This window comes from Paenibacillus sp. FSL R7-0216 (assembly GCF_037969915.1).
GTDB classification, from domain to species: Bacteria; Bacillota; Bacilli; order Paenibacillales; family Paenibacillaceae; genus Fontibacillus; species Fontibacillus rhizolycopersici.
Window position 1 is genome coordinate 3,704,294 of sequence record NZ_CP150222.1, and the last position, 26,272, is coordinate 3,730,565.

The window sequence follows — 26,272 nt, forward strand, 5'->3', positions numbered from 1 at the left end:
TTTTCGCAGATTCCCTTATATACTCGATTAACCGCAATATTTTACCCTCATCGTTCCAAAGTTACTATAGATATTGCACTACTTCTTGATTAAGATGAACCTAAATAGAGCAATAATCATCTGTAAAGGAGCCTGTAAAATGGACCATTCGTTTATTGCACCTACTCCGCCGCTTGGCTGGAACAGCTGGGACGGTTATGGCGCGGCCGTAACGGAAGAAGAGATTCGAGGCAATGCGGAATACATGGCGAAACACCTCAAAGCCTTTGGCTGGAGTTATATCACGGTCGATATTCAATGGTATGAACCGGGGGCGCATTCCTCGCAATATCGCCCATTTGTACCGCTCGCGATGGACAGCTATTCCCGGCTCATGCCCGCTGAGAACCGTTTTCCCTCCGCGGTCGGCGGCCTAGGCTTCAAGCCTTTGGCCGATTATGTTCATCACCTGGGCTTGAGGTTCGGCATACATATCATGCGCGGAATCCCGCGCCAAGCCGTTCATGGCGCCACACCAATTCTGGGCAATACCGCGACCGCGCGCGACATTGCGCATACGAACTCCATCTGTCCCTGGAATACGGATATGTACGGCGTGGATGCCTCAAAGGAAGGAGCGCAGGCTTATTACGATTCGCTCTTTGAATTGTACGCCTCCTGGGGTGTTGACCTGGTAAAGGTGGACGATATTGCGGCCTCCAGGTTATACGGCACCCACCAACCGGAAATCGCGATGATTTCCGAAGCGATGAAACGCTGCGGCCGGCCTATGGTGCTAAGCCTGTCCCCCGGGCCGGCTCCGGTGGAATCCTCGGCCTTCTTCGCCGAGCATGCCAACATGTGGCGGATGACGGACGATTTCTGGGACCAGTGGCCGCTTCTGCGAGATATGTTCGACCGGTGCCGGGCCTGGCAGGGCGTGCCGCAAGCCGGCTCATGGCCGGACTGCGACATGCTGCCGCTCGGTCATATCGGCATACGCTCGGTGGATGGCGGCGGGGCGGATCGCTGGACCCGGTTCACCCGAGACGAGCAGTTGACGATGATGTCGCTTTGGAGCATCTTCCGCTCGCCGCTCATCTTTGGCGGTGAATTAAGGGATAACGACGAATGGACTCTTTCGCTGATCACCAATCGGGAGGTGCTGCGCATGCACCGGGAGAGTCGCGGAGCCAGGGAAGCAATCCGTGAAGGCGATCTTATCGTTTGGACGGCTGAACATCCTGAGGGATTCGGCTATGCCGCTGTTTTTAATCTCGGTGAAAGTCCGCTGACGCTGGAACTCCCTATGGAGCGGATCGGTCTATCGGGAGTTACTGCGGGCTTTGAGCTGTGGAGCGGAGCGACGGCCGAGCTCACGGTATCAGGTGAACTTCCTACCACGGTACCATCGCATGGAGTGCGTTTATTCCGGTTAGATTGACTAACAAAGAAGAGAACTGCCCGCAATTGGGCAGTTCTCTTCTTCTAGGCTTTTCAAGTTAATAAACCTTCTTCAACATTTCGATCATCTCATCCAAGCTTAGCCCAAAGGACTTATAATAAGACACCTCATTCATCAATTGCTCCATCACCATTTCGTTGCGGATTCGCAACATCTCCTCCGGTGAGAACTCGGCCACGAAACATCCTTTTCCAGTAACCGTATGGATCAAACCGCGCCGTTCGAGTTCTTCCCATGCCTTCTTGACGGTGATGACACTGACCCGCAGCTCATGGGCAGCTTGTCTGATCGGGGGGAGACTGTAGCCGCTCTCCAGTTCACCCTTCAAAATCTGAGCGCTAATTTGCTCAAACAGCTGTTGATAAATCGGTTTCTCCGAAGTGTTCGAAATCGCTACGTTCATTGGATCTCCACTTGAAGGAATCGTTTGACTGCCATCCGGTAAGCCACAGCGGTAAATGCAAAGAAGATGACGATTCCTGCAATCAGCATGTATGCTTGAAACGCCACATGATTCGCTTCCGTACCATAGAAAATACGGTTCATCCCCGAATTCACGATCCCGAGCCATTGGGTAATCCCGGCGAACAGCGTAGCAGCCACGGTGGAGGCAAGCAGCGCCATGCCGAATTTATACGCCGTTTTGTAATACATGGGTATAAAGACAAGGTTAAAGATCGCCAGCATGGCAAAACAGAGACCAAAGAAACCCAAATTCGGCGGGAAGAACAGATAGGTCATCGAATCCGGATAGATACGCGAGCTAATCAGGCCAAAGATCAGGGCAACCACAATATGCGCCGTTTCCAATCCGGCGACTACGAATACCCGCGCTTTCACGATGTCCCGTTTCGTGACCGGCATCATCGAGGTAAACATCAAATCATTTTGCGATCTCAATTGGTTAAACATATTCGGTATGGTGATCCAGCAAAAATACAGGATCACTACGAAGTAAACCCAGCCGGGAATGAACATTAAAGCGCCCGTTAGGAAAGGCATCATCAAAAACAGGGGATGTACGCCCAGCCTGATATCTTTCTTAATCAAGTTAACCATGGATTTGCTCCCCCTTCTTCGTGTAATAGATCAAGACATCCTCGAGGCTTGGCGTGGCGGACTTGATGCCGCAGGACGGATCGAAGTCGCTCGCTTGGATCAATCCCGTAAACCCAAACGAATTCGTCTTGTAGGCAATCATCTGGTCCTTCACCTGGTCCAGTTCACTCGCGGAACCGTTCAGCAGAAGATAAGATTCCTTGAATTCTTCCTTCTCGCAGCTAAGGATAATTTCCCCATTCGCGATAAAGGTAATGTAATCCGCGCACTTCTCCAAGTCGGAGGTAATATGGGTGGAGAAAAGAATGCTGACTTCACCGCCAACGATCAACTCCTGGAAAATGTCCAGCAGATCATCCCGTGAGGCCGGATCAAGTCCGCTTGTCGGCTCGTCGAGAATGAGCAGCTTCGCCCCGTGGGACAAAGCAAGGGCAAGGCTGTATTTAACCTTCATGCCCGTCGATAGATCGGCGATCTTCTTATTCTCATCCAGTTTGAATCTCCGCAGGTAATAGGAGTAGGTCTCGTCGTCCCAATTCCGATAGAACTTTTTGATGGTCTCGGTCAATGTCTTGATTTTACTGCGCGTGTAAAAATCGATGCCTCCAAAGGCGAATCCGATGTCTTGTTTCAATTCAAGCTCGTGCTCGTTCATGTTTCGCCCCAGAATATGAACCTCACCGCTATCGATGTGAGTCATATTCAGAATCGATTTGATCGTGGTGGTTTTCCCCGCGCCATTGACTCCGATAAAGCCCATGATATAGCCCTTCTCCAGCTGGAACGAAACATCTTTGAGCTCAAAGCTCGGGTATTTCTTATTTAGGTTACGAATATCTAATGCCAGCATTCGGTACCTCCCCCAAAAAAATAATTGTGCATATCGTGTATGCACAATATAACATCGAAATTGGGGAACGTCAATAACTCAAGATGTAAAATAAACACAAAACCCCCGCCAGACGATAAAGTCGGCGGGGGTTTGATTGGACAGCATCCCGGTTAAGCCAAGAGCTTCTTCGTAAATTTTACATCAAAAAAGTGGATGATGGGTCCTAGACCCAGCGCGGACACGAGCGTTCCCAAACCGATCACGCCTCCAGCCAGGAAGCAGATCAAAGCACAAAGTGCGTCTGTAAACATCCGATGCCAAAAATAAGAGATTTTCGGGAAGCGATTTTTCATAATCAAGGACAAACTATCATACGGAGCTATTCCCACATTCGAGGTCTGGTACAGCGATACCCCAAAACTGCAAACGACCACACCAATCGCCACAACGACCGTCCGTTGCCAAAAAAGCTGAGGTTCGCCGAATAGATGAAGCCAGGTACTATGAAAGAAAGTAACGATATAGCCCAGAAGAATCGCATTGACGAAAGTCCCGGCTCCGATATATTTCCGACCCATGATCCATTCGATTACAAACAACATCAAGTTTAGTAGGATTAGAAAATGAGCATAGGCGATGCCGAGAGAATCTGCGAGTGCCATCACCATGCCGCTGAAGGGATCGTTGCCCATGCCGGACAGCTTGAAAATACTAATCCCCATCCCCAAAAAGACATTACCAATAACCATGATGATCAGTCTCTTTGAATCTATTTTAAGAAATACTCTCTTCATAGGGTCCGTCCTAATCATTTTATATTTGCTCCTGCAGCTTCATAATCAACGACGCCATTGTATCATAATTTCAATCGCTTGACTGTAAAATAAGCGGGACCGAGCATGGCTCGGTCCCGCTTAGGCATCACAACAAATTCTAATTATTTTTTCTTATAAAACTCATGATACAGCTTCATGAGCGCTCTCTTCTCGATCCGTGACACATAACTTCGGCTGATGCCGAGCTCCTTGGCGATTTCGCGCTGGGTCCGTTCTTCTCCCCCATGATCCAGGCCAAAACGTCCCTTAATCACTTCCTGCTCCCTCGCGTCCAGAATGTCCAGGTTCCGATAGATTTTGCTCTTCTCCATCTTCAGTTGAACCCGGTCCACCACATCGTCCGCTTCCGTACCCAAAATATCGATCAAGGTGATTTCATTTCCTTCTTTATCTGTACCGATTGGATCATGCAGCGATACGTCCTTGCGCGTTTTTTTCAGCGATCTCAAATGCATGAGGATTTCGTTCTCGATGCAGCGGGCCGCGAAGGTCGCCAGCTTCGTCCCTTTATTCGGCCGAAAACTTTCGATCGCCTTGATCAGACCGATCGTACCGATCGAGATCAGATCCTCCAGATCTTCGCCGGTGTTATCGAATTTCTTCACGATATGCGCCACCAGCCGCAAATTATGCTCGATCAGAATATTGCGGGAAACCGCGTCCCCTTCCGCCATGCGCTGCAGGTGTTTCGTTTCCTCCTCCTCGGTCAAGGGCTGGGGAAACGCATTATTTTTGACATACGATACGAGCAAAGTTAGCTGTTTAATGAACAAAGCAATTGCGGTAAACAATCCAGGCAATGATGACACCTCCTGCTGATTCACATCACAATGAATACAACCTCGCTTCATTTTGGGTCATTTCATTGTATGTGGGCGGAGGCCTAGGCGTGCCTGTACGAAGGAATTTGATTTAACAGGATCCTTTCTCTCATCTTGGAACATGAAGCACAAGTAAATCCATGAATTAAATCATTTTTAGCTAAGAAAAAGAATTATTTTCCTCCTTTTACAAACACTACATCACAATCATTTTATAAGGAGGAAGATATTTCATGTGTCAAAGGTATTCCATCGCGGCCGAGTTGCCGGAAGTCCAGGAGCATTTTCAAATCGGGCGGGTCATGAGCTATTACAAGAACCGCTTCAACATCAGTCCCACGCAACCGACGCCGGTCGTGCTTCAGCAGGATGGGGAGCGGGTGCTCGACGAGTTCCGCTGGGGGTTTGTTCCGTATTGGGGAAAAGACGCGGTTAACGCGGATCTGCGTAACGTCCACCAGAATCCGACGTACCGCCGAATCATCAGCACGCAGCGTTGCATCATCCCGTGCAATGGCTTCTATTATTGGAGGAAGGAAGGCAAGAAAGAATACCCCGTCCGGGTGGTTCTGAAAAACCGCGGCATGTTTGGTGTGGCCGGACTGTACGAAATTTGGCGGGATACGCGAGGCGAGCCGCTCCGCACCTGCACCCTCGTCATGACGGATGCCAATCCGCTGATCGGAGAGTTCGAGAACCGCATGCCTGCGATTTTGTCTCCGGAGGATATGACCCGGTGGCTGGATGAAGAGATCAATGATCTCGACGCGCTGGACCCCATCTTGCGTCCGCATGCAGCGGAGGAAATGAAGGCCTACGCGGTTACGCCGCTTATCGACAACAACCGGTACGACACCGACGAATGCATCCGGGAGATGGATTTGCAGTTGGCTTGGGTGAAACGATGAGACTCTGAAAAAGATAAGTAAAAAAGCTCTTGGACCCTTCTCTCGTCCAAGAGCTTTAATTTCACTTCAGTTATTCCTGCCGTAATATAACTTGAGATTCGGGATATCCACCAGGTACAGGATATCGACGCCTTTGGCGCTACGCTCCACTGCCAGCCGCTCGATCGGTTTGCCAGGGGCCAACGAGGTCTCGGTCCATCCGGCTCCGCTCGAATTCACGGCCACGAAGGCCCGATCCGCACCGCTTTGCTTCACGTAGTAGATTCTCGCTTCCGTGCCGTTCCAGGTGACATCCACCGCAGCCCGCGTCGCGGCGGCATCAAAGACCGTTTGCAGCTCCCAGCCTCCCGTGCCGTAGGTTGCCTGCTTCACGGCGAAATTCGCGCTGCCTGCTTCACGGTAACGGTAGGCGATGATCGGCCGTCCTGCGGAGTCCACCGTCATTTTGGCGCTTTGCACGCCGGGTCCGCCCGGATCGTCGCCGCTCTGCACGTAGGTTTCGCCAGGGGCTAAAGGCTGGACGATATCGGCCGTAGACAACGTCGCCGGAAGGGACACCGGCGTTCCATCCGCCTTCGTAAAGCTGCCTGTGGCTGGACTGTACTTCAGGTACGACAGCTCATGGCGTAACGCGCTGGCGGCAAAATGCGCCCACTCGAACAAAATATGCATATCGCCATTCGCATCAAAAGCCAAGTCGTCCGGATAAACGGACCGATTCAGCGTTGATGCGATCACACCGATCTGACTCCAAGTCGAGGCCGTATTATCCCAATGGAACAGGACGCCTTCCCGTTTCCCCGCAGGATCTTTGGCCGCCCGTGCGAAGAGATACAAATCCCCGTTTGGTGCGGTTTTGACGATTGGATAAGAGATTTTCATATCCGGACCCGGCATATCCGCCGAATGATTCTGAGGAGCTCCGCCTACCGTATCCGATCGAAAATATCGCCAGTTATTATCGTGCATCGAGGCAAACACATGGAACCGGCCGCTGCCGTCCCTCGCGATGGAGGGCTGGTTGTGACCTAAATCGTCGTTATACTCGGCTACGACGGACCCGTTCATGACCGGGATATTGCTCCAAGCCCCCGTTCCGTCTCTTCTGGCGATATATACCGTATGCATACCCGCTGTGCCCCCAGGCGCATTGTAAGCCATATAAGCGTATTCATACCCCGTTCCATACGTATCCAGCGGCGACCACCATCCCGCCTGGTTGCTGGAATCCATCGGATAAGGAACCTCTGTAAGTTCAGCGGCCGCATACCCCGTAGTTGTCGGCAGCAGCGTCATCAACGCTACAAACCAGAGCCCGATTCGCCAACCTTTTCCCCTTTTCACACTTCTCGCCTCCTCAAACTGAAATCGCTTGCAAAACTCAATCCCCCGATAACCTTGGTCCTCCCGCTACCGGTACAAGCGTATCACGCTGCCCCGAGCCGGAATAGAAACAAAACAACGTTCTGAATAGAACGGAATTACGCATTTTTGCTAAAAGTAGAACATTTCTCCTTTGTCATACAGACCCCGGATTCACGTGAATTAACGCCCGCGTTCGTACCAATATCCCGGGATCCCGTGGCCAAGGCGCATCAACGCTTCGAGGTAAAAATAATCCCCCCAGATCACATAATCATCGGTTGCGATACCGCCCCTCACATAGTAGGAGCCGTGTCGCAGGAAGCCTTCGCCTTCCCGGGCCCCGTTCGTGCCGCCCGAGAAACAATGCTTCGCCAGCGACGCCACGGCACGTTCGGCAAAAGCCAGCAGTTCCGCCCGGTCCGGGTCATCGGCGGGTAAATGCTCCACGATTTCCAGAACGCCGCATGCCGCGATCGCAGAAGCCGAACTATCCCGAGGTTCGCTTTCATTTTGAGGCGCATCAAAATCCCAATAAGCAATGAGATCCGCAGGTAGATGATCGATGAAATAACGGGCCAGCCGCTTGGATGTATCCAAAAAAGAAGCTTCCCGGAAATAACGGTAGGAGAGCGCAAATCCGTAGATTCCCCAAGCCTGCCCCCGCGTCCAGGTCGATCCGTCGCGATAGCCCTGATGCGTGCCGCCCCGAACCGCATCGCCGGTCGCGGTGTCGAAATAAAACGTGTGATACGACGAGCCGTCGCCTCTCACCAAGAATCGCTGGCTTTGCTCGGCATGAATCCGGGCGATGTCGGCATATTCGGGATCCCCGGTTTGCTGGCTGGCCCAATAGAGTAAGGGCAAGTTCATGAGGCAATCGATGATGATGCGTCCGCCGTTGATTTCATCCCCCTCAGGGCCCCAGGCTTGCAGGATGCGGGCAGTTGGCCGCCACCGTGTCAGCAGCAAATCGGCCGCTTCCAGAGTCGACTTCCGGGCGGCCTCATCTTGCTCTACGATCCACTGCGCCCCGGTGGACAACAGATATAGAAAGCCGATGTCGTGATGCTCCAAATGGCTCCGCCGCGTAAGCCGGTCTTGAAAAGACGCCGTGGCCGCTTCAGCCGCTTGACGGATCGTTTCGTCCCGGCTGTACTCGTAGCTAAGCCATAAGATACCCGACCAGAAGCCTTCGGTCCAATCGGTATGCTCCACCAGCTGGTACTTGCCCTCTCCCTGGCTGACATGCGGAAAACGGGTTTGAAAACGGGAGATATTCGTTCGCGTAATGTCCAGCGTTTGTTCGATCCATTCATTCCAGTTCATTTTATCCTCCTGTAGGTTGGCTTGATGGATTTTTCAAGTTACATGATGACGTCAACACGGACGGATGAGCGTCCGGGATAAGCCGGCAGGACATGGCCCTCCAGCGGCTGACCGTCGACGGTGATGTGTTTTACGCCCTGGCTAACCCGGCTTTCGTTGCGAACCGTAATCTCGTAGTCGCAGCCACGGAACCGGCGTTTCACCGTGAACCCTTCCCAATCCGCGGGAATGCAGGGGTTGACGGACAAGCCCTGCAGCACCGGTTTGATGCCCAGGATATATTGCGTCGCGGCGACGTACATCCAAGCGGCCGTCCCAGTCAGCCAGGACACATTGGCCAATCCGAACTTGTCGGACTCCGGCCCAAACAAGTTTGAAGCGTAGACATAAGGCTCCGCCTTATACCGCCACAGGCCCGCTTGGTCCATCGCCACGTTCGGGAGCAGCTGGCGGTAATACTTGTAGGCGACATCCCCTCGCCCGAGCAGGCATTCGGCCATGATCGCCCAGGTATTGGCGTGGCAGAATACCGCCCCGTTCTCCCCCGTCCCCTTGTTGTAATTCGTCAAAGGATCGGCGGGATCGGGAAACGTGCTGATGGAAGGGTGGATTTTTTTGATGCCAAGCTCCGTGTCCAGCATCTCCCGAACGCTGTCCATCGCTTGCCGACCTTTCTCCGGATCGGCCATCCCGGATAGAACCGCCCAGGTTTGGGCGTTCAGCCAGATTTTCGCTTCCTCGTGCTCATCGCTCCCAAGGAAACGGCCGTCATCCATAATGGCGCGGCGGAACCAGCGGCCGTCCCAGCCAATGCGGTTGACCAGCTCCCGCTGCTGTTCGTACATGGTCTCGTATTTCGCGACATCCTCCGGACGGCCGGCGGCGACGGCGAGATCAACCATCCGTAACAGCACCAGGCCAAGCTGCATGGCGGTCCAAATGCTCTCCCCCCGGCCCTCGCGGCACACCCGGAACAACTGGTCGTTCCAATCCGATCGCAGCATCAACGGGAACCCGTTTGGTCCCAGCTTCGACGCCGTAAAATCGATCGCGGCCTTCAAGTGCTCGTATACTGTTCCTTGACCGCCATCGTAGTAAGGCACTTCCGCTAGCAAAAACGCGGCGTCCCCGGTTTCAGCTAACAGGTCCCAAGCCGCCAATGTCGGCCATAAATGATCGTCGGAATGAATGCTCGTCACCGGCTCCCAACCTTCATGAGGGAAAAAGTAGTGGTTTGCGTGCCCATCCCGGTACTGCTGGCCGAGCAGTAGCCGCAGCTTGCCCAACGCTTGCTCCGGATCAAACGGCACGACCGCCAATATATCCTGCGACGTGTCCCGGTATCCAACACCACGGAACGTTCCGGTAGCATAGAAGGAAATATTCCGTGAAAACAGAAAGTTGCGATGCGCTTGATACGGGTTCCAGATGTTCAGCATCCGCTCGGCGTCCGGATCCGGCAGCCGGCACTCCCAAGCTCCGAGATAACCGTCCCAATAGGAATGTAGCCCTTGAAAAGAACGTTCTGCAAACCCGGGTTCCCGGGAATGGACAAGCGCCTGCTCAACCTCGGCTTCATCTTGGGCTGTGCCAAGGAAGAGATGAAGGGTCCGGCTTTCGCCCGGCTGCAGCGTGACCTTGAATTGCAGCGCTCCGCAAGGATCTCCGCCCATCAGCGTCGATCCGCGGCAGCCCCCTTCTTCGATCGCCGCCGGATTGGCTTCGCTGCGATAGCTACCGATAAATTCTTCGCGGTCGCCGTCATATCCGGACAGCGGCGCGTCGGAAGCAAAATAAACGAGCGGCGTCTCCTCCGGCTTCGGTTGATTTTCAACGCCATACCGGTACACCAGCGCCTCGGACGGACGGTACTGCACGGAGACCTGGTGCTTGTTATAGCATTGCCACTGCAGCTCGCGCATGAATTCCATCATCCCGAACTCCACGTAAGCGTAAACGTTCAGTTCTTTGGCTACCGAGGTTTCATTGGACAAGGTCAATTTCCATATTAACGAATTTTCGTAGGGACCCACGAAATACAACGTTTGGGCAGCGATTCCGTCCCTCCTCGCCTCAAACCGGGTGTAGCCGAGGCCGTGGGTGCTTTTCCAGGTATCCGGTTTGGCGGCAGCAGGTTCGTTGGTGGGGCACCAGTACGTCCCCGAGTCCGCATCCTGGACGTAAATATAGGGGCCCGAGCGATCCATCGGCAGGTGAAAAAACCGATAGCGCGTAATCCGCCAAATTTGCGGCGATTTGTAAAACGCGACCCCGCCGCCCGCATGGGACAACATCGTATGGAATGTGCCGTTGGACAAATAGTTCATCCAAGGGGTCGGCATGTCGTGCCGGTGGAACTCGATTTCTTTTTCCGCATCGCGGAAGGAATAGTAGCTTTGCGGGTCGATCGGTTTCATGGGTATCCACTCCTTACTTCTTTGTTGATTTCTAACGGACCTCAGCGCCGTTATTTAGCTGGAAAAGACCGATTTCCATCTGTAACGGACTCCAAAGACCTTATTGAGCATCTAAACGTACGATCAAGCCTATTTTGGAGGAAATAGCGGCTTTCCGGTCCGTTAGAAACAGGAAAGGTGCGTTTTCGGACAATTAAGGTCTTTCAGGTCCGTTATACCGTAAACCCGTGAGACCGGGTCCACCTATTTGGGCTCTACCTCGTCTAGCGTCAGGCTATACGACAGATCCTTCATATAGCGGCCGTCGGGATGAAGGAAGACCAAACCGAAGTCAAGATCCTCGTCACTCCCACGCACGATGGCAATCAGCCGGTTCAAACCCGGATTCAAGACCAGCTCCTGTTCCGGCTCCGCTACCCGCTCCCCGTTTAACACGATTTCAACCGTGGAAGAGGTATCGGCGAGCACGCGCAGCCGTCCCCGACGGGGAGCTCCCCCTTCTTCCGGTACCGTCACGAAGCAGCTCAGGAACCACGGATCCCGACCCGCATTGGCGAGATGCAGCAAGCCGGTGGAGCGGCGTTCTTTTTTCTGCATCCAGCCGTACAGGCCTTCACCCAAATTGTTTAGTGAAAATTCCGGATCGGTATAGTAAGCCCTCATCGCGTCGGAATCGACGTAAGTCGGACAAGGCAGCGCCATCATGGCTTCCACGGCCCACTCGCCGTCGCCTTTCTCCTCGTACAGCAGCTCATCGTCAAAAGAGGCACCCAAATGAGCCAGCAAGCGAGTATATAAGCGCAGCGCCTTGTCGCTTTCAGGGTCCGGTAACAGCTGGGAGCATACTACGGTTCCGCTCCCCACTTTGGCTTCAATCAGGAACGCACCGGATGGCCGGGCTTTCCGGCGATTTAGCTCCACCAGCGCGAGGCGGCTGTATTCGGCGGTGTATCCCTGCACGAAAAAGTCCTTCCAGGCCGTGCCTTCCACGCTGGTGCAAAGGACGTCCACGCCTGGCGCTTCCAGGCGGTGGGTGGCGAGGACCCGGTTGACCACCTCCCGCGGCGACAAGAACACCTTGTCGAAACCGAACAGGTCAACCGGGCTGAGCCCGCGGACGGCGGCGTGCGCATAGTCCGCCGCCAAATGGTACGTCTCGTGCGGCGCCACGCGCACGGGACGGTCCAGCAGGCGGGCTAGCGCCGCCTGCTGCCCAGGCTGCGCCGGCAGGACGAGCACGCGTCCGCCGGCTTCGGCATGGCGCCGGACGGCTTCCGCCGCCCCCGGCGCCTCGAGCAGGCAGGCTTCGGCCACCAGCAGGCCGAAGTCCTGCCCGGGCGGCATGGCGGCGTCCCCGCCATGCTTGCCAGGCGCGGGCGCCGGCGCATCGCCCGGCGCCAAGGGGCCTCGCGGCGCGGCATGCGCCAGCGCCGCGATATCGGCCAGCGCGGCGTGCCGCAGCCGCAGCCGGCCGAGCAACGCGGCGGCGGGGCCGCCGGGGCGCACCAGCGCGGCGGTCGGCAACGCCGCCGCCTCGTCCTGCTCCCCGGCCGCGCCGCCCGCATACGCGAGCAGGTTGCGCAGCAGCAAGCAAGCCTGCGGCACGCGATCCGCGTGGGCCATCAGCTCCAGCTGATTGGCCACCATCCGGCCGCGGCCGTGCCGGTATTCCAGCAGCGGCGACCACAGATCGCCGCCGTCGCCGAAATCGCCCGCGCTGCACTCCAGCAGCAGCGTGAAGTCGCCACGGACCGGCTTCTCGAAGGCGGCGCGGACGATCGGCAACGGGCCGTCTTCGGCAAGCTCCGGTTGCCAGAACATCAGGTCGTCGTCGCCGATCCCGGAGAGCGCCGGATGGCCGTAATCCCCGGCATGGGCGCGCTGGAACGGACGCCGCGACAGCGTCAGCTTCCCCAGAGATAACTGTTTCTGTTCCAGCAGCAGCAGCCGGCCGCCCTGGGCGACATACGCCTGGAGCAGTCGCTCCAACGTGCCGTCCGCATCCTCTGCGTAACTCCCGATGACCAGAAGCCCGTCAGTCAGCAGACGACGGTCAGCCAACTGCTCCCGGTCCACCCGTTCACAGCCGGGCACTAGCCTGCGGATCGTCTCATAATCCGCATCGTTCCCCCAATAAGCCACCGGCCGGTTGACGGGGACGGGACGGCTCCGCAGGTTGGCGGACAGGATCCGGTAGTTCAACATCAGCTCATGCACCGGTTGTCCGTCATGAATCAACGTTGCCGTGAGCTCCGCCTTTCCTTCCGATTGGACAGGCAGTGGTTGCCACCTGATCCGGAGTACCCGGGGCTCCGCCGGGCCTTGCGTGAAGTCGAAGCTTTGGTCATGGACGAGCGTCTCCCCTTGCTTCACGGTCAATTTCACCGTGACCCTCCGGGCCGAAAGCGTGTCATTGTACACGTCAAAGCTGCGGTCGATCGGCTGTTCGTCATAGAAGCAGCGATCGTATTCGGCGGCGATGATCGTTGCCGGCTTAAACGCCTCGGCCATAACGGCAAAAGCGGGATTCGGCCGATACCTCGGTTCTTCCTCCGGCAGCAAGCCGTTGTGGATCGTCAGCGAATAAGCCGGGATCACCTTCGGTTTCACGCCGGGGAGATCAGCGTCGAGCGGCGGCGGGAGGACCACGTCCCGCTCGGGCATCGCCCGCATGAAGTAGTGGGCGAAATTAAACGTCGATATACCTGACACCTGCTGGCGCCGCGCAACCTCCACGAACAGCCGCTCTTTCTCCGCCAGACCTAGGGTACTTTCATCGGTACCCCGGTAAGCCCGCAGCCCGACGTACATGCTGCTGTTCTGCGGGCAGATGTACCACCAGCCGCCATGTTCGCCAAAGGTTAGCGGAACGGTACGATCCCATTGTCCGATCGTTCCGTCGATGTTGTAATGTCGGCTCTCCACCTCTGTATGCGCTTTGGACAGCAGCCGGTTATCCCCCTCGGCAATAATCGCCCGCGTCGGATCCAGCTCTCGGATAGAAGTCATCAACCCGGGAAGATGCACCTTAAAGTCATCCCGTCCGTCCACCCAGCGCATCTCGTTTTGCACGCTCCAGAGGATGACGGACGGATGGTTCTTATCGCGCTGCACCAGCCGGCGTACATGCTTCCGGCAAGCTTCCAAAAAGTCGGGATGGTCCGCTTGCATCGATTTGCTCGAGCCGTAAATGGCCGTTTCGTCGACGATCAGCATCCCTTCCTCGTCGGCGATCCGTAGATAGTCTGCCGGGTAAGGCTCCGCGTGCAGCCGAATACTGTTTACTCCGACGGAGCGGCACATCCGGTACCAGTTACGGATATAACCTTCCGTCTGCTGGGTTCCGCCTTGAAAATGCCATGAGTCGCCGCGCAGGTTCAGCGGAATCCCGTTCAGCTTAAACTGCGGGCCTTCGCACCAGAACTCGCGAAAACCAAACGATTCCTCCCGCCGATCGATTACGCGTTCCCCGTCCAACAGTTCGAACTCCGCCCGGTACAGGAACGGCGAATCGGGGCTCCACCCCTTGGCGTCCGCCCAGTCCAAATCGAACGAAACGCGGAAGACTTCCCCGCCATGATCGTTCTCGCACAGCCGCTGCCACCGGGCCGACTCGGACGAAACCGGCTCAATCGCCCGTTCCGCCGTTAGAACCTGCCGCCCGGCACCGGTCACCACCTCTGGGGGGCGTCCCCCATCCGGGCTCGAAGCCAGCACCCCCAGCTCGCAAACGCGAAGCCGGACACGTAGCGGTCTTTCCCCTGCAATCGCCGCCGCCTTCCCTCCCGCGCCGCCGATCACGGCGTCTGCCTCAAGCCGCCCTTTCCGGACGGAAGTGCGCAGGGTGACGTCCTCTACGGCCAGCGCCGGGTAACTCTCCAGATAAACATCCTGCCAGATTCCCCGGCAAACACTGCCAAACCAGGAACCGACGAGACCGGTCACCTTCTTGGCTCCAGAGGGTAACGTCGTTTGATCGAAGCTCCCGCAGACGAGATGCAGCTCATGCTCCTGCCCCGGCGTCACAAAAGACGTGATATCGAGTCTTAGCGGCAGGTAGCCGTCCTCCCATACGGCGATTTCTCTTCGGTCCAAATAGATGACGGCTTTCTGCATGATGCCGTCCAGTCTCAGCACGATTCGCTGCCCGGCCATCCCCTCCGGCACTCGAAAACAGCGATGCAGCACGCCAGCCTCGGCATCGTCCCATTCCTTTGGGTAACCGTACAAGTCCATCGGAACAAAGCCATGCTCGGGGATTTCGCCAAAACGCTTCCCCGGCCCCTGGGCGTAGGTTCGTCTCCAACTGGAAGGAACCCTCACCTTCTGTGCCTCATACACGAGGGATTCGGGCAGCGTGCGGCGCCACGACTCGCCATACAGCGGCATAAAATCCCATTCTCCGTTCAGGCATAACGTATGACGCATCGTGTCTCCTCCTCCGTCCGGCGCGCGTGCAGTACAAGCTCCAGCTTCCGCCAAAGCTCCTGCCCTGCCGAAACTCCCGTCCACGGGATAAAATGCGGTTCCATCACTTCGGCCCAGCGTTCCGGCTTAAGCGACGTGTTCAGCTTTCCTTTATAGGTAGCCGGCTCAAGGGTCGCAGGCTGCTCCGAATAGAAAAACAACAAGTTCTCGTGCAGCCCGATGATCCCGTATTTATCCCCGTCGCCCGGCTTTTCTTCTTGATATTGATAATGGTGGTAGATGTAGCTTGCGGCTTCTTCGGGCTTCAGCCTTGCCAGCCTTCCGTAAGGTTCGGTCGAGCGATCCGAATGCCGCCAAGCCGCACCGATAGCGGGTTGATGGTAATGAAAAATATCCGTCATCGGCGCCCACCGCCGCTCCATCCCCGTCCTTATCCCCGTCTCCAACTCCCCTCCCGGCCAAACGGCCAACCGCTCACCAGCCGCCATCAGCAGCAGCTCCGGCGGAACCGTCTCCCGCAAGCATTCATAATACAGATAGAACCGATTCCCGTCGGCAAAAAGGCTGAGATGATCCACCTCCAGCCGTTCCATCGCTTCGGACAGCTCAAACGAAACCTCCGACCCCCGCCAGATCTCAGCCTTCTCCACTCCATCTAGACCTTCGGCCCGGTAAATGCACCGTTTCATGGCCAACCTCCCAATAGATCGGGGAAATCTATTCGAAAATTCGCATAGATTTCCCCCGTTTACGTCGATTTCAAAGCAATATACTTGAAATTTCATATACAATGAGGCTTCTGAAAGACGAAAGCCCCTAATCTATATGAAAAATCATATAGAATCCCGATTTCTGGCCGCGATCGAGGAAATGTATTCGAAAAATCGCATACAATCAGACATCGAACTCGAACTCTAGCCCGAACTCGATCTCGAACTCGATCTCGAACCCGCCGCCCTCCCTGCCGTGCCCCTAATCCACATCACGGATTCAACGATACCCGAATATCGTCAAACAGCAGATAGTCGAACCCGCTGACATAAAAACCAACCTTACCCGTTGGCCGATGATTCAGATCGGTGCCGGCGATTCGCAGCGAGCCGTCTACGTAAGCGGCGACATCGCCGTCCTTGACGACCACCTTCACCGCATATTCCGTATCCGGCTGCAGGTCAAGGCCCGGCAAATCGGCCTCCGCCAGCTTCTGCCAGCTGGTGTCGTACAGGATCCAGCCGGAGGTCCCATCCGCCCGCGTCCGGTAGCCGATGCGGGTGGAACCAACCGCGTCTTGCCGGTCGAAAATATACATCACCCCGCCGTTCTCAGGCATCGAGGACGGCGTCTTCAGCGTAAACTCCAGTACATAGGACTCGAAGTTTCGGTCCAATAGACCGGTAGCGCCGTTCAGAATCTTGTAGCGGCGATTACCGTCCGGATCCGCCGTGATGCTGCGGTTCGGATCAATCGGCCAACCGTTGCCGCCGTTCTCGAAGTTGGTCTCATGCATCACGTTGGAGACGGTCACCGTAATGTCCGCTTGGATGAGCGGATTTACCGTAGACACCGCCGTGATGATCGTTTCCCCTTCATAAACGGCGTTCACGACGCCCATGGCATCCACCGTCGCCACCGCCGGATCGGCCGATTGCCACGCAACCTCCGTCTCCGGCGTATCCGATGGATCGAAGGTGAGCTGCAATTGCCGCTGTTCTCCAGGAACCATCCGCACCTGGCTCTCAACGGGAAGGATGCCGGCCAGCTCCGTCGACAGCGCCTTAAACCGGATATCGTCAAACAACATGTAGCTAACGCCGGCGACGTAGAACCCGACTTTTCCCTCGGCGTTGTGTCCGGGATCCTGGCCTTTCAGGCGGAGACCGCCGTCCACATACACGCTGATGTCGCCGCCTTTGACGAGCATTTTGACTTCATATTCCATGTTTGGCTGTAAGTCGTGGCCCGGCAGTTTCACTTCCTTCAGAATCGCCCAAGCAGGATCGTACAGAAGCCAGGCCGAGCTGCCGTCCGCCCGGGTTTTGTAGCCGATCCGGCTGGACCCGCTGCCAACCTGGCGATCAAAGATGTATAGGGTCGCAGCGTTCCCGATCGTCTCCGGCGTCTTCAGTTTGAAGCTCAGCTCGTATTCGGAGAACGATTTGGAGCTTAGCGTCGAGGCTCCATTCAGCACCTTATACCAACGGTTGTCCCCTTCCTTGACGATGCTTCGGTTCGCATCCTGGGGCCAGCCGTTCGACCCCGATTCGAAATCGGTAAAGTCCATCACGCCGTCGCCGGCTGCCACCGTAACGTTCACCGTGGTCGTGAACAGCGGATTTTCCGCCGACGCTACCGTGATGACCGTTGGACCTACCGCCAGTCCGGTGACAACGCCGCTTCCGTCAACCGAAGCGATGGCCGGATCGGCCGAGGTGAAGATCAGCGCCGGATTGTCGGCATTCCAGGGAAGAACCGCCGTCCGCAGCTTCACCGTCTTCCAGCGATCGACCGTGACGTTGTCGTCATAAACCGCGACGCCCTGCACCGGGTAGCTGTCTTGACCGAGAGTCGTGCCCGCTTTGCCTTGGACACCGATCTGATCAAACGGGATATCCGGAAACCCGGGAATCTGCTGGAACACTTCCGCATCCGGACGCAACGACAGATCCCCTCCCGCCAGATCAACGAAGCCGGGATCCTCCTGCGCCACCCAGTTGTTGGCATATTGAATCAGCCCAAATTTGTCGTACGCCCCGTTTTCGTTCGTCGTCGTACTGCGCGGGACCACCGGATTGTAGATCACATTCCCCTGAAACGTATTCGTGTCAGGGTAATAACGGTTTTCCGTGAAGAAATCAGCCAGTTCCGGGTATTTCGCCAGATAAGGCGTCCCTACGAAATCGTTGTTGGCCGCAAACAAAGCCAGCCACTTCGGCATGTAATTCTTCGGCACCTGATCGTCCGGATCATCGCCTAGAAACAAATCCGCGAAATCGTAAGGCACCTTACTGTCCACAAAAATATTGTTGCGCGTCAGAATGTGAGATCCCCCGTTGTTCTTAATCGCCGAATTGCCCATTTTATAGAAAATGTTCTCGTTGATCGTCAGCCCCATCGTAAAATTGTCGGGATATACGCCTTCAACCCCGGGTTTCGTTTCCCCGATATGATGGAAATAATTGCGCCGAATCACGATTCCGCGCTCCTGCGGCGTTTCGCCGGCGTTCATGTAGATCGCGCCGAGGTCGGAGAACGTTTTGCATACATCGTAAATGTTGTTGTATTCCACCACATGGTCGTTGCCAAAAATCAACACCCCGGGATGAGGCGCGTCATGCAGTTCGTTGTGTTGCATCCGATTGCCCACGCCCGACAGCAGAACGCCGGGATTATAGGCCTTGTGATAATAGGCAAAATCGTGGATATGGGAATTTTTCACGACGTTTCTGCCTGGCGAGAGCGTCGTTTTGTTGCCGCCCGTCAGGGTCACGGCCGTCCCGCCGATATGATGGATATGCGTGTTTTCGATCGCGTGGTCTGTGCCGGGGACGCCGTCGAAGTCGTTGTAATAAAACCGGCTTTGCGTGTTCACCAGGACGCCGCTGTTGGTAAAGTTGCGGATTTCGCTGTTCTGGATCTTCATATGGCTGCCGCCCATGAACACCGCCGCCGAATCGCGGCCGTTCTCCAGGATCAACTCGGAGAAGTTGATGTGCGAAGCGTTCAGCGCATTGATCATCGGCGATTTCAGCATCGTGACTTCAATCGTCGGATCGACCGTCATAAATTCCGCATTCGGCAGAAAATATAACTTCCCCGCGGAACGGTCAATGTAATACTCGCCGGGCATATCGATTTCCTCCAGCAAGTTTTGCGCGAAGTGGAAATCGGGGTACCAGTTCTTGAAGATCCCGCTCATCTCTCCGTAACGAAGCGTAATGCTTTTGGCGACCGGATCGATCGAGGCGATCTTGTTATACGACCACTCCCAGCTATAGCCGAAAATCCCGTCCAGCCAAATGTCGTCCGCCTGCATCCAATATTGCGGACGATCATACGTGTACGTAAACGTCCCCCCTCGCGTATGCACTTCTCCGTTCGGGTCTTTCCGCGTCGGACCGGGATCGAGGATCTCGTCCATTTGAACGGTACCCTCGTTCGGCCAGCGCGCCAGCGTCATGCCCTGCCCGTTGATGTACAATTCCATGGGCGGCACCTCGCTGAGATCGTTGGCGAGATAATACCCGTGGCGGCTTAAGTTCCCATAGTCCGTGATGCCAAGTCCCGCCAAATCCGCCACCAGCACCTTCTCTCGCGCTTCAGCGCTGATGATGCGGTTACGCACGGCCTCGTCGGTAACCGGAACAAATGCCGACTTCTCCAGCTGTTCGGAACCGGAGATCACCACCTTCTCGCCGGGGTACGCCGCATAGGTGATCGGTTTGCCCGCACTACCCGAATCCTGTTCCCGCAGTTCAAAGCTCGCCGATCGCTCGTAGCGGCCTTCCCGTAAATAGACCGTAATGCCTCCGGGCGGCAAGCCTTTCTCCGCTTTTAGTTCGCGAATGGCATCCCGGGCTTTCTCCAGGGTTCGAAACGGGGCCTTCTTGCTCCCGCTGTTGGAATCACTGCCGTTTGTGGCCACGTAATAAACCGTGGCGCGGGGATGACCGGAATTGCCGGGATGGCTGTTTTCCGCCGCGGAAACCGCAGGCGATGCTACAGGATTTAACGTGAATAACAGACTGGCGATCATCAGCACAAGCCAACTTTGTTTCGTCATCGTTCTTCTTCATCCTCTCGCATGCGATATGAACGGCTTTGCCCAATCTCTGCGGGCAAAGCCGTCCCTCACAGCGGGTTCCTCCCTATCTCCGCTCCACGTACTTTCGTTCAGGCGAGTCCGATTACTTTAAGCCTTGTTCCTTTAAGAACGCTTCAAACTGACGCGTAACCTCTTCCACATATTTGACTTCGCCCGCTTCCTTCAGCTTGCCGTACAGCACAGGCCACGTTTCGTCGAAGTCCAGTGTACCGGTGAGGATCCCCCGCTTATATTCGCCCCACACCGCGTTCAGGTTGGCGATCTCCGTGTTCACCGGTTCGGAATTGAACTTGAAGGCGCCACTCGGATTAACTTCGGCTTCCTGATTGATTTTTTTCGTTTCTTCCCATACGTTCTCCGGCTGTCCTTCCTTCAGGTAGGAATTGAATACGCTGCCGAAAACCCAGTCCATATTCGGGCGGTACCGGGTATCCGCCAAGGCTTCGATATAATCGCCGGACAGTTTTTTGTAATGGACGTCTTCAATCCCGTTACAGATCAGGTTGTAAAGCTCTTTGTCGGTGTTGATCAGATTGAGCAGCATCATTGCCCGCTCCGGATTCGGCGAAGTGCGGCTGATCGACTGGTTGGTCGCTGCCGAATAACCGTTGGAATACCAGTTGCTGATCGGAACGGTGATGACTTCGTTGCCACCGTTTTTCGCCATCACCTCGGCCTCTACGCCCGGCTTCAGCGTCACGTTATACTCCACCGCAATCTGTCCTTTGGTTTGATAATCCGCGAAGTTGGCTGTTGCTGCATCCTTGTAGATATACCCTTCTTTGTACCATTTGCTGACCAGTCGGAAATTGTTCAGCTCTTCCTCAGGATAACGGTACAACGTGTAAGTCGGATCGTTGGTCTTGACGAAGAAATGGCCGTCGACCCCTGGAACCCCCCAAAACTGATCGTCATGCACCTGAGGAATGAAATCGAAGTAATTGCCGAAATTGCCAAACGGGATGATATCCGGTTCGTTTTGCTTGATTTGGGCCAGGAACGGCTCAATGTCCTCGATTTTTTTGATGGATGCCGGATCCAGCCCGTACTTGTCGGCAAATCGCTTCTGCACGATATACCCGTAACGATTGCCGTTGATCTGTTGGTTCGGAATGCCGTAGATTTTCCCGTCGACGGTCAAGCCATCCCACATGACCTGCGGGACATCCGCTTTCAGTTCGGGAGCGTACTTGTCTAGCAGCTCGTCGATCGGCTGGATCGCCCCTTTGCGTACCAGCTCCTCCGGCTTCAGCATGTAGCCGGTCCAGAGAATGTCAAACTTCTCGCCTGCGGCCAGCACGGTGTTCATCTTCTGCACATAGTCGCCGATGGCGATCGGCATCATTTTGACGGTGGCGTTCAGCTTCTCCTTCGTGATCTTGTTGACCGCTTCCTCCACCTTCGTTTGATCCGCCTGAAGTTGGGAAAGCGGATAATACCAGGTCAACGTGACGGGCTCAAGATCGGTTGTGCCTCCCGTCTCCGCCGTTGGAGCATTTGCACCTTCCCCGCCGTTTCCAGCGTTTCCGCTGTTGCCGCTGTTCCCGTTACCGCCGCAGGCTGCAAGTACGGATGCCGCCAGCAGAACCACTGTCAAAATTCCGATTAGCCTTCTTCTCATGTCATGACCTCCTATGTTTCATTTGGATTGTTCTATGTTAACCCTTGAGGGAGCCAACCGTAAGCCCTTTCACGAAAAACCGTTGAAAGAATGGAAAGATCACCAGCATCGGTCCGCCGGCTAGAACGGCGATGGCCATTCGTGCCGAGTTATTGGGAAAGCTCGACAGATCGATACCCAACTGCTGCGTAAACTCGGAATTGGAGGTAAGAAACTCGATGCTTTTTAGGGTTCGCACCAGCAACAGCTGCAGTGGCACCTTGTTCGGATCGTCGATATACAGCATCCCGTTGAACCACTCGTTCCAGTAGGTGAAGGAGATCAACAGGCCCAGCGTGGCCAGCGCCGGCGTGGACAGCGGCAGGATAATGCGGAAGAAGATACGATATTCCCGCGCCCCGTCGATTTTGGCCGACTCGATGATTTCAATCGGGATTTTCGACATGAACCCTTTCATCACCATAATGTTAAACGGCGACAGCAGCACCGGCAGGATTAACGCCAGCAAGCTGTCCTTCAGGTGCAGGTATTGCGTCATCAGGATGTACGAAGGCACCAACCCGCCGCTGAACAGCATCGTGAAGAACACGTAAAACGTCGTAATCCGGTTATACCGGTAGTCCGGCCTGGAGATGACGTAAGCGGTCATCGCGGTTAATAGCAAGCCGGTCAACGCTCCGATTACGGTCACCGTGATCGTCACCCCGTAGGCCCTTAGCAAAATATCAGGAGCGTCCAGCAAATATCGGTACGCGTTCAAGCTGAACGATTCGGGAATGAACTGATAACCGTTTTGAGTCAGCGACTTCTCGTCGGTCAAGGATACGGCAACAACAAGCAGAAACGGAAGAATGACGACCAGCGATAGGACAACAAACAGGAGATGTAGTCCGATTTGAGAAAGTTTGATCGTTTTAGGCATTGTCGCATCCCCTCCTTACCATAGCGAATGATCGGGATTGATTTTTCGCACGATACCGTTTGCCAGCAGCACCAGAATGAACCCGACCACCGATTGATAAAATCCCGTTGCCGCGGACATGCTCACGTTTCCTACCTCGCGCAGCGCCCGATAGACATAGGTATCGATAATATCCGTAGAGCCGTACAGGAAACCGGAGTTGTTCGGAATGAAGTAATGCAGCCCGAAATCCCCGCGGAACATGTTCCCGATGGATAAGATCAGCATGATAATGACAAGCGGTGCCAGGAGCGGAATCGTGATTTTTAACGCCATCTGCCGTTTCGTCGCCCCGTCCATCCTCGCCGCCTCGTAGTACTCGCCGTTGATGCCGACAATCCCAGCGAAATAGATCAGCGTGTTGAACCCTACCGCTTTCCATAACTGAACCAGAATCAGAATGAACGGCCACGACCCGGCATTTTGATACCAGCTGATCGGATCCATGCCGAAAGCTTCGAGCGTGCGGTTAATGAATCCGTCCGAATGATTTAAGAACGCGTAGGCCACATACCCCACCAGTACCCACGATAAAAAATAGGGCAAAAACAAGGCCGTCTGGTAATACTTGCTCCATTTCGCCTTCACTTCGTTCAGCAGAATCGCAAGTAGGAGCGCCGCAGCCGCCGTGGTGATAATGTAAGCCGCATTGTACAGCACCGTATTGCGCGTAATGCGCCAGGCCGCATCCGTGGAGAACAAATATCGGAAATTTTCTAGCCCCACCCATTTACTGCCGAACATGCCGAGGTCATACCTGTAATTCTTAAATGCAATAATCAGTCCGACCATGGGGAGATAAGCAAAGATCAGCTTATACACGATCCCCGGTAATGACAGCACGAACAGCTCCCGGTTGTTTCGAAAATGGTGAAGCTCCCTTCGCATCCATGAATCCCTTTTCAACATTTCAAAGCCCCTTCCTTTCCATCCGTCTTGCCTGCGACGATGGCTTTGCACGTCTAACGATAGCGCAGCTACGGGCCACATCGTTACTGTACAATTTCAGGAATGCTGTATAGGAAGGCTGTAACAATTTCAGATTGCTGTATCGAGACGTCAAAAACCCGCAGGCGGTAGCTCCCGCTGCGGGTTCTTAAGGTAGGAAAAGTTCATGTGTTGCGGTCGATGGCCGCTTTCAGGCGGTATTCCTTTGGCGTGGCTCCGTAACGCCGTTTGAATAGCCGATAGAAGTAGCTCTCATTGCCGAAGCCGACTTTCTCCATGATTTCCGTTACGGTCAATTGCTGTTGCTCGAGATACACCCGGGCTTGAGCCAAACGGACTTCGTTAATCCGGTCGACGACCGACAGCCCCTCCTCCGCTTTGTAGACCTGTCCCAAATGAACGGAGCTCATTTTTAGCATGTCGGCGATTTTTTGCACATTAAGGTCGGGATCGGCGTAATGCTTGTCGATGATTTCCTTGACGGTATCGGCCAGCAGCCGGTTTTTGTTCTCGCGTCCGCTGCGGCGTTGCTCGAGTACTTCCTCCACCACCTCCAGGAGTACGGCCTCGATTTCGGTTAGCGTTTCCTGCTCCAAAATACGTCGGTTGATGGCTTGGAGGTTCACCGAGACCGGGTTAGCGTTATGATGGTTCATTTCGCCCAACGTGTTGCTTAGGGCCACGGTCAAATGCAGCAGTCCGGAATACATATTCTCAAAGCTGAATCCTTTAAGAAGCCGGATCCAGCTGCGGATCGCCTGCTCGGTTTCCTCCGGATCTCCGCTCTTCAGCCCTTCCGTCAATCGCCGTTCCAGCTCCTGCGGGACGCGGAACGCCTCATTGGTCTCGTTAGCGCGCAGCTGTTCCGATTCCAGGATCGCTCCTTTGCCCACAATCATACGGTAGTTGGCACGCCGCACCACCAGGTTATAATGCGCCGTAAGCTTGCGGTAATCCTCGAACACGTCGCTTAAGGTTACCGTGAAGGTAATCCGGTAATAGCGGAGAATCATGCCTTGTAGCTCGGCAAAGCGCTCTCCCAGCTTCTCCAGCGCTTCCGTGCCTCCGCCGACGATGAAGACGAGATGGCCGCTTTTCATATCCGCAGCTTCGCAGGAACCGCCGTTCCCAAGCAGCTCCTGGCCGATATTGGCGACAGCGAAGTAGAGCAGCGACTCTGCCGCGGGGCCCTGCTGTTTGGCCAATTCATGGGCATCGTCGATCTGCACCAACGCCAGGCGAAGCGGCGACGGGTACGCAATGTCGATGCCATATTGCGCTTTAAACCTTAGAAAGGCCGGCTCCTCCAGGCTTTCGCTCAGACTGATCAAGCTGCGCAGGTGATACAGCTTCGCGATGTTCCACTGCGACGCCCGCTCCTGCTCCAGCCCCTTGAGTTTACCCAGCATTTCCGTTACGTTATCCGCGATGAGCGACAGCTCATCCTTGGAATTTGTTGACGGTCGTCCTCCCGGAGGAGGGACCAAAGCAAGCAGATGGCCGACCGGTTTATATAGCCGCAGCGCAAAGAAAACGGACAACAACACGGCCAGGAGCGCCACGGATAACGTAACCGCAATTTCCGTCCATCTCATTTGCCGCACGCTGCCTAGCACATCATCATAGTCCTGTAAGCTAATGATTTGCCAGTTGTTTAGGGCTTTGCTTAAATAGGTGACCTTGTATTTGCTTCCATCCTGCGCGTAGATAAACGAGTCGAGCGATTGTTCTGAAGCCGCGATACGCCGAAGAACATCCTTGGTATCGAGTCCTTCAGGAAGCTGGCGATCGTTTGACATCAGCAGCCGACCCGCGCCGTCGGTAACGAACAGCAAGTCGTTCTCTCGGTCGACCACCCGATTAAGCGCTTTCAGATTGTCCAGCATCCACCCGGGCTTCACCGTCAGAATCAACACGTCGTCGTTGACGGAGCCTAGCGTAAGCCCGTCGTACACAAAAAAGGCGAATACGTCGATTCCTTCGTTCCCGCCGTCCAGGTCAAGCGGTAAGAGCTGTAGCTTCGGTAGTTCGCTGTCTGAAGCCATGATTTTCTCCAAAGCCCCGTACAACTGACCGTTGTCCATCCCGTGGTTCAGCGACGAGAAGAAACGGCCCTGCTTGCCGTTGTAAAATACGATGGCGTGCAAATAAGGGGAGGTCGCCACCATTTTGTTCAGCCGTTCGATTTTTAAAATACTCTGTTTATAGTCCCCCCCGGACTTTAGCGCGATCATCTCTTCATCGTTGTAGAGGGATACCGCCAGATCTTTGACGATCCCGTTCATGTTCTCGATATTGTAGTTAAGTTGAGTGAGCAATTTGCGGTCGGCGTCGTTTTGCAGGCTCAGCACCTTATCGCGGGCGACGGAGTTCAGGACGAGGGAGGCAATGGCAAGCATGGCGACTACGGGCATAAAGCTGAGCAGGATCCGCTGCAAATATTTGCGTGAGCGGAGCATTTGCAGCACATTCATCGGTTCTCAC

Annotated in this window: 17 protein-coding genes; 2 read left to right on the plus strand and 15 right to left on the minus strand. The window is 55.1% G+C overall.

Annotated features, from left to right (window positions below; genetic code table 11):
* Positions 1–139 precede the first annotated feature (139 nt).
* A complete protein-coding gene (locus MKZ15_RS17010) occupies positions 140–1,423 on the plus strand; it encodes a glycoside hydrolase family 27 protein (protein WP_339817072.1) in 1,284 nt (427 codons plus the stop codon).
* A 58-nt stretch (positions 1,424–1,481) separates the two neighbouring features.
* Here the strand turns inward: MKZ15_RS17010 and MKZ15_RS17015 are convergent, their stop codons facing one another.
* From MKZ15_RS17015 to sigK, 5 genes are all read right to left on the minus strand, one after another.
* Positions 1,482–1,847, minus strand: coding sequence for a GntR family transcriptional regulator (locus MKZ15_RS17015; protein ID WP_155605740.1), 366 nt, complete (start codon positions 1,845–1,847; stop codon positions 1,482–1,484).
* Positions 1,844–2,503 (minus strand): ABC-2 transporter permease, encoded by a 660-nt coding sequence (locus MKZ15_RS17020; RefSeq protein ID WP_155605741.1) that lies wholly within the window; start codon positions 2,501–2,503, stop codon positions 1,844–1,846. Before MKZ15_RS17020 ends, MKZ15_RS17015 begins: the two co-directional genes overlap by 4 nt.
* The gene (locus MKZ15_RS17025) at positions 2,496–3,353 is read right to left on the minus strand and encodes an ABC transporter ATP-binding protein (RefSeq protein WP_213622728.1); all 858 of its coding nucleotides are present in this window, start codon (positions 3,351–3,353) and stop codon (positions 2,496–2,498) included. Before MKZ15_RS17025 ends, MKZ15_RS17020 begins: the two co-directional genes overlap by 8 nt.
* A gap of 152 nt (positions 3,354–3,505) precedes the next feature.
* Positions 3,506–4,129 carry a hypothetical protein gene (locus MKZ15_RS17030; RefSeq protein WP_339817073.1) on the minus strand — a complete coding sequence of 208 codons (624 nt, stop codon included), beginning with the start codon at positions 4,127–4,129 and terminating at the stop codon, positions 3,506–3,508.
* A gap of 143 nt (positions 4,130–4,272) precedes the next feature.
* Positions 4,273–4,971: an RNA polymerase sporulation sigma factor SigK gene (sigK, locus tag MKZ15_RS17035; RefSeq protein WP_155605744.1), complete on the minus strand. Its 699-nt coding sequence runs from the start codon at positions 4,969–4,971 to the stop codon at positions 4,273–4,275.
* Positions 4,972–5,225: 254 nt separating this feature from the next.
* Here sigK and MKZ15_RS17040 point away from each other — a divergent pair, with 254 nt between their 5' ends.
* Positions 5,226–5,900, plus strand: coding sequence for an SOS response-associated peptidase (locus MKZ15_RS17040; RefSeq protein ID WP_339817074.1), 675 nt, complete (start codon positions 5,226–5,228; stop codon positions 5,898–5,900).
* A gap of 66 nt (positions 5,901–5,966) precedes the next feature.
* On the opposite strand, the gene MKZ15_RS17045 is transcribed toward MKZ15_RS17040, so the two are convergent.
* The 10 genes from MKZ15_RS17045 to MKZ15_RS17090 all read right to left on the minus strand — a co-directional run bounded on the left by MKZ15_RS17045 (position 5,967) and on the right by MKZ15_RS17090 (position 26,262).
* Positions 5,967–7,244, minus strand: coding sequence for a BNR-4 repeat-containing protein (locus MKZ15_RS17045; protein WP_339817076.1), 1,278 nt, complete (start codon positions 7,242–7,244; stop codon positions 5,967–5,969).
* A 201-nt stretch (positions 7,245–7,445) separates the two neighbouring features.
* Complete coding sequence (locus MKZ15_RS17050) at positions 7,446–8,591, minus strand: glycoside hydrolase family 88 protein (protein ID WP_339817078.1); 1,146 nt, start codon at positions 8,589–8,591, stop codon at positions 7,446–7,448.
* Positions 8,592–8,629: 38 nt separating this feature from the next.
* Positions 8,630–11,008 (minus strand): hypothetical protein, encoded by a 2,379-nt coding sequence (locus MKZ15_RS17055; RefSeq protein ID WP_339817079.1) that lies wholly within the window; start codon positions 11,006–11,008, stop codon positions 8,630–8,632.
* Positions 11,009–11,251: 243 nt separating this feature from the next.
* Complete coding sequence (locus MKZ15_RS17060) at positions 11,252–15,436, minus strand: glycoside hydrolase family 2 TIM barrel-domain containing protein (protein WP_339817080.1); 4,185 nt, start codon at positions 15,434–15,436, stop codon at positions 11,252–11,254.
* Positions 15,415–16,125, minus strand: coding sequence for a hypothetical protein (locus MKZ15_RS17065; protein WP_339817081.1), 711 nt, complete (start codon positions 16,123–16,125; stop codon positions 15,415–15,417). Before MKZ15_RS17065 ends, MKZ15_RS17060 begins: the two co-directional genes overlap by 22 nt.
* Positions 16,126–16,418: 293 nt before the next feature.
* Positions 16,419–20,216: an Ig-like domain-containing protein gene (locus tag MKZ15_RS17070; protein ID WP_339817083.1), complete on the minus strand. Its 3,798-nt coding sequence runs from the start codon at positions 20,214–20,216 to the stop codon at positions 16,419–16,421.
* A gap of 124 nt (positions 20,217–20,340) precedes the next feature.
* Positions 20,341–21,879 carry an ABC transporter substrate-binding protein gene (locus MKZ15_RS17075; protein WP_339817085.1) on the minus strand — a complete coding sequence of 513 codons (1,539 nt, stop codon included), beginning with the start codon at positions 21,877–21,879 and terminating at the stop codon, positions 20,341–20,343.
* Positions 21,880–21,916: 37 nt separating this feature from the next.
* Positions 21,917–22,801, minus strand: a complete 885-nt coding sequence (locus MKZ15_RS17080; RefSeq protein ID WP_155605751.1) for a carbohydrate ABC transporter permease — start codon at positions 22,799–22,801, stop codon at positions 21,917–21,919.
* 15 nt (positions 22,802–22,816) lie between these two features.
* Positions 22,817–23,749: an ABC transporter permease subunit gene (locus tag MKZ15_RS17085; RefSeq protein WP_239483943.1), complete on the minus strand. Its 933-nt coding sequence runs from the start codon at positions 23,747–23,749 to the stop codon at positions 22,817–22,819.
* Positions 23,750–23,952: 203 nt separating this feature from the next.
* A complete protein-coding gene (locus MKZ15_RS17090; RefSeq protein WP_339817089.1) occupies positions 23,953–26,262 on the minus strand; it encodes an AraC family transcriptional regulator in 2,310 nt (769 codons plus the stop codon).
* Between the last annotated feature and the right edge of the window lie 10 nt (positions 26,263–26,272).

What these genes read in the sequence shown, in the direction of transcription:
- MKZ15_RS17010 (WP_339817072.1), top strand. Translation starts at nt 140, where the DNA reads ATGGACCATTCGTTTATTGCACCTACTCCGCCGCTTGGCTGGAACAGC.
- MKZ15_RS17015 (WP_155605740.1), bottom strand. Translation starts at nt 1,847, where the DNA reads ATGAACGTAGCGATTTCGAACACTTCGGAGAAACCGATTTATCAACAG.
- MKZ15_RS17020 (WP_155605741.1), bottom strand. Translation starts at nt 2,503, where the DNA reads ATGGTTAACTTGATTAAGAAAGATATCAGGCTGGGCGTACATCCCCTG.
- MKZ15_RS17025 (WP_213622728.1), bottom strand. Translation starts at nt 3,353, where the DNA reads ATGCTGGCATTAGATATTCGTAACCTAAATAAGAAATACCCGAGCTTT.
- MKZ15_RS17030 (WP_339817073.1), bottom strand. Translation starts at nt 4,129, where the DNA reads ATGAAGAGAGTATTTCTTAAAATAGATTCAAAGAGACTGATCATCATG.
- MKZ15_RS17040 (WP_339817074.1), top strand. Translation starts at nt 5,226, where the DNA reads ATGTGTCAAAGGTATTCCATCGCGGCCGAGTTGCCGGAAGTCCAGGAG.
- MKZ15_RS17050 (WP_339817078.1), bottom strand. Translation starts at nt 8,591, where the DNA reads ATGAACTGGAATGAATGGATCGAACAAACGCTGGACATTACGCGAACG.
- MKZ15_RS17055 (WP_339817079.1), bottom strand. Translation starts at nt 11,008, where the DNA reads ATGAAACCGATCGACCCGCAAAGCTACTATTCCTTCCGCGATGCGGAA.
- MKZ15_RS17060 (WP_339817080.1), bottom strand. Translation starts at nt 15,436, where the DNA reads ATGCGTCATACGTTATGCCTGAACGGAGAATGGGATTTTATGCCGCTG.
- MKZ15_RS17065 (WP_339817081.1), bottom strand. Translation starts at nt 16,125, where the DNA reads ATGAAACGGTGCATTTACCGGGCCGAAGGTCTAGATGGAGTGGAGAAG.
- MKZ15_RS17070 (WP_339817083.1), bottom strand. Translation starts at nt 20,216, where the DNA reads ATGACGAAACAAAGTTGGCTTGTGCTGATGATCGCCAGTCTGTTATTC.
- MKZ15_RS17075 (WP_339817085.1), bottom strand. Translation starts at nt 21,879, where the DNA reads ATGAGAAGAAGGCTAATCGGAATTTTGACAGTGGTTCTGCTGGCGGCA.
- MKZ15_RS17080 (WP_155605751.1), bottom strand. Translation starts at nt 22,801, where the DNA reads ATGCCTAAAACGATCAAACTTTCTCAAATCGGACTACATCTCCTGTTT.
- MKZ15_RS17085 (WP_239483943.1), bottom strand. Translation starts at nt 23,749, where the DNA reads ATGTTGAAAAGGGATTCATGGATGCGAAGGGAGCTTCACCATTTTCGA.
- MKZ15_RS17090 (WP_339817089.1), bottom strand. Translation starts at nt 26,262, where the DNA reads ATGAATGTGCTGCAAATGCTCCGCTCACGCAAATATTTGCAGCGGATC.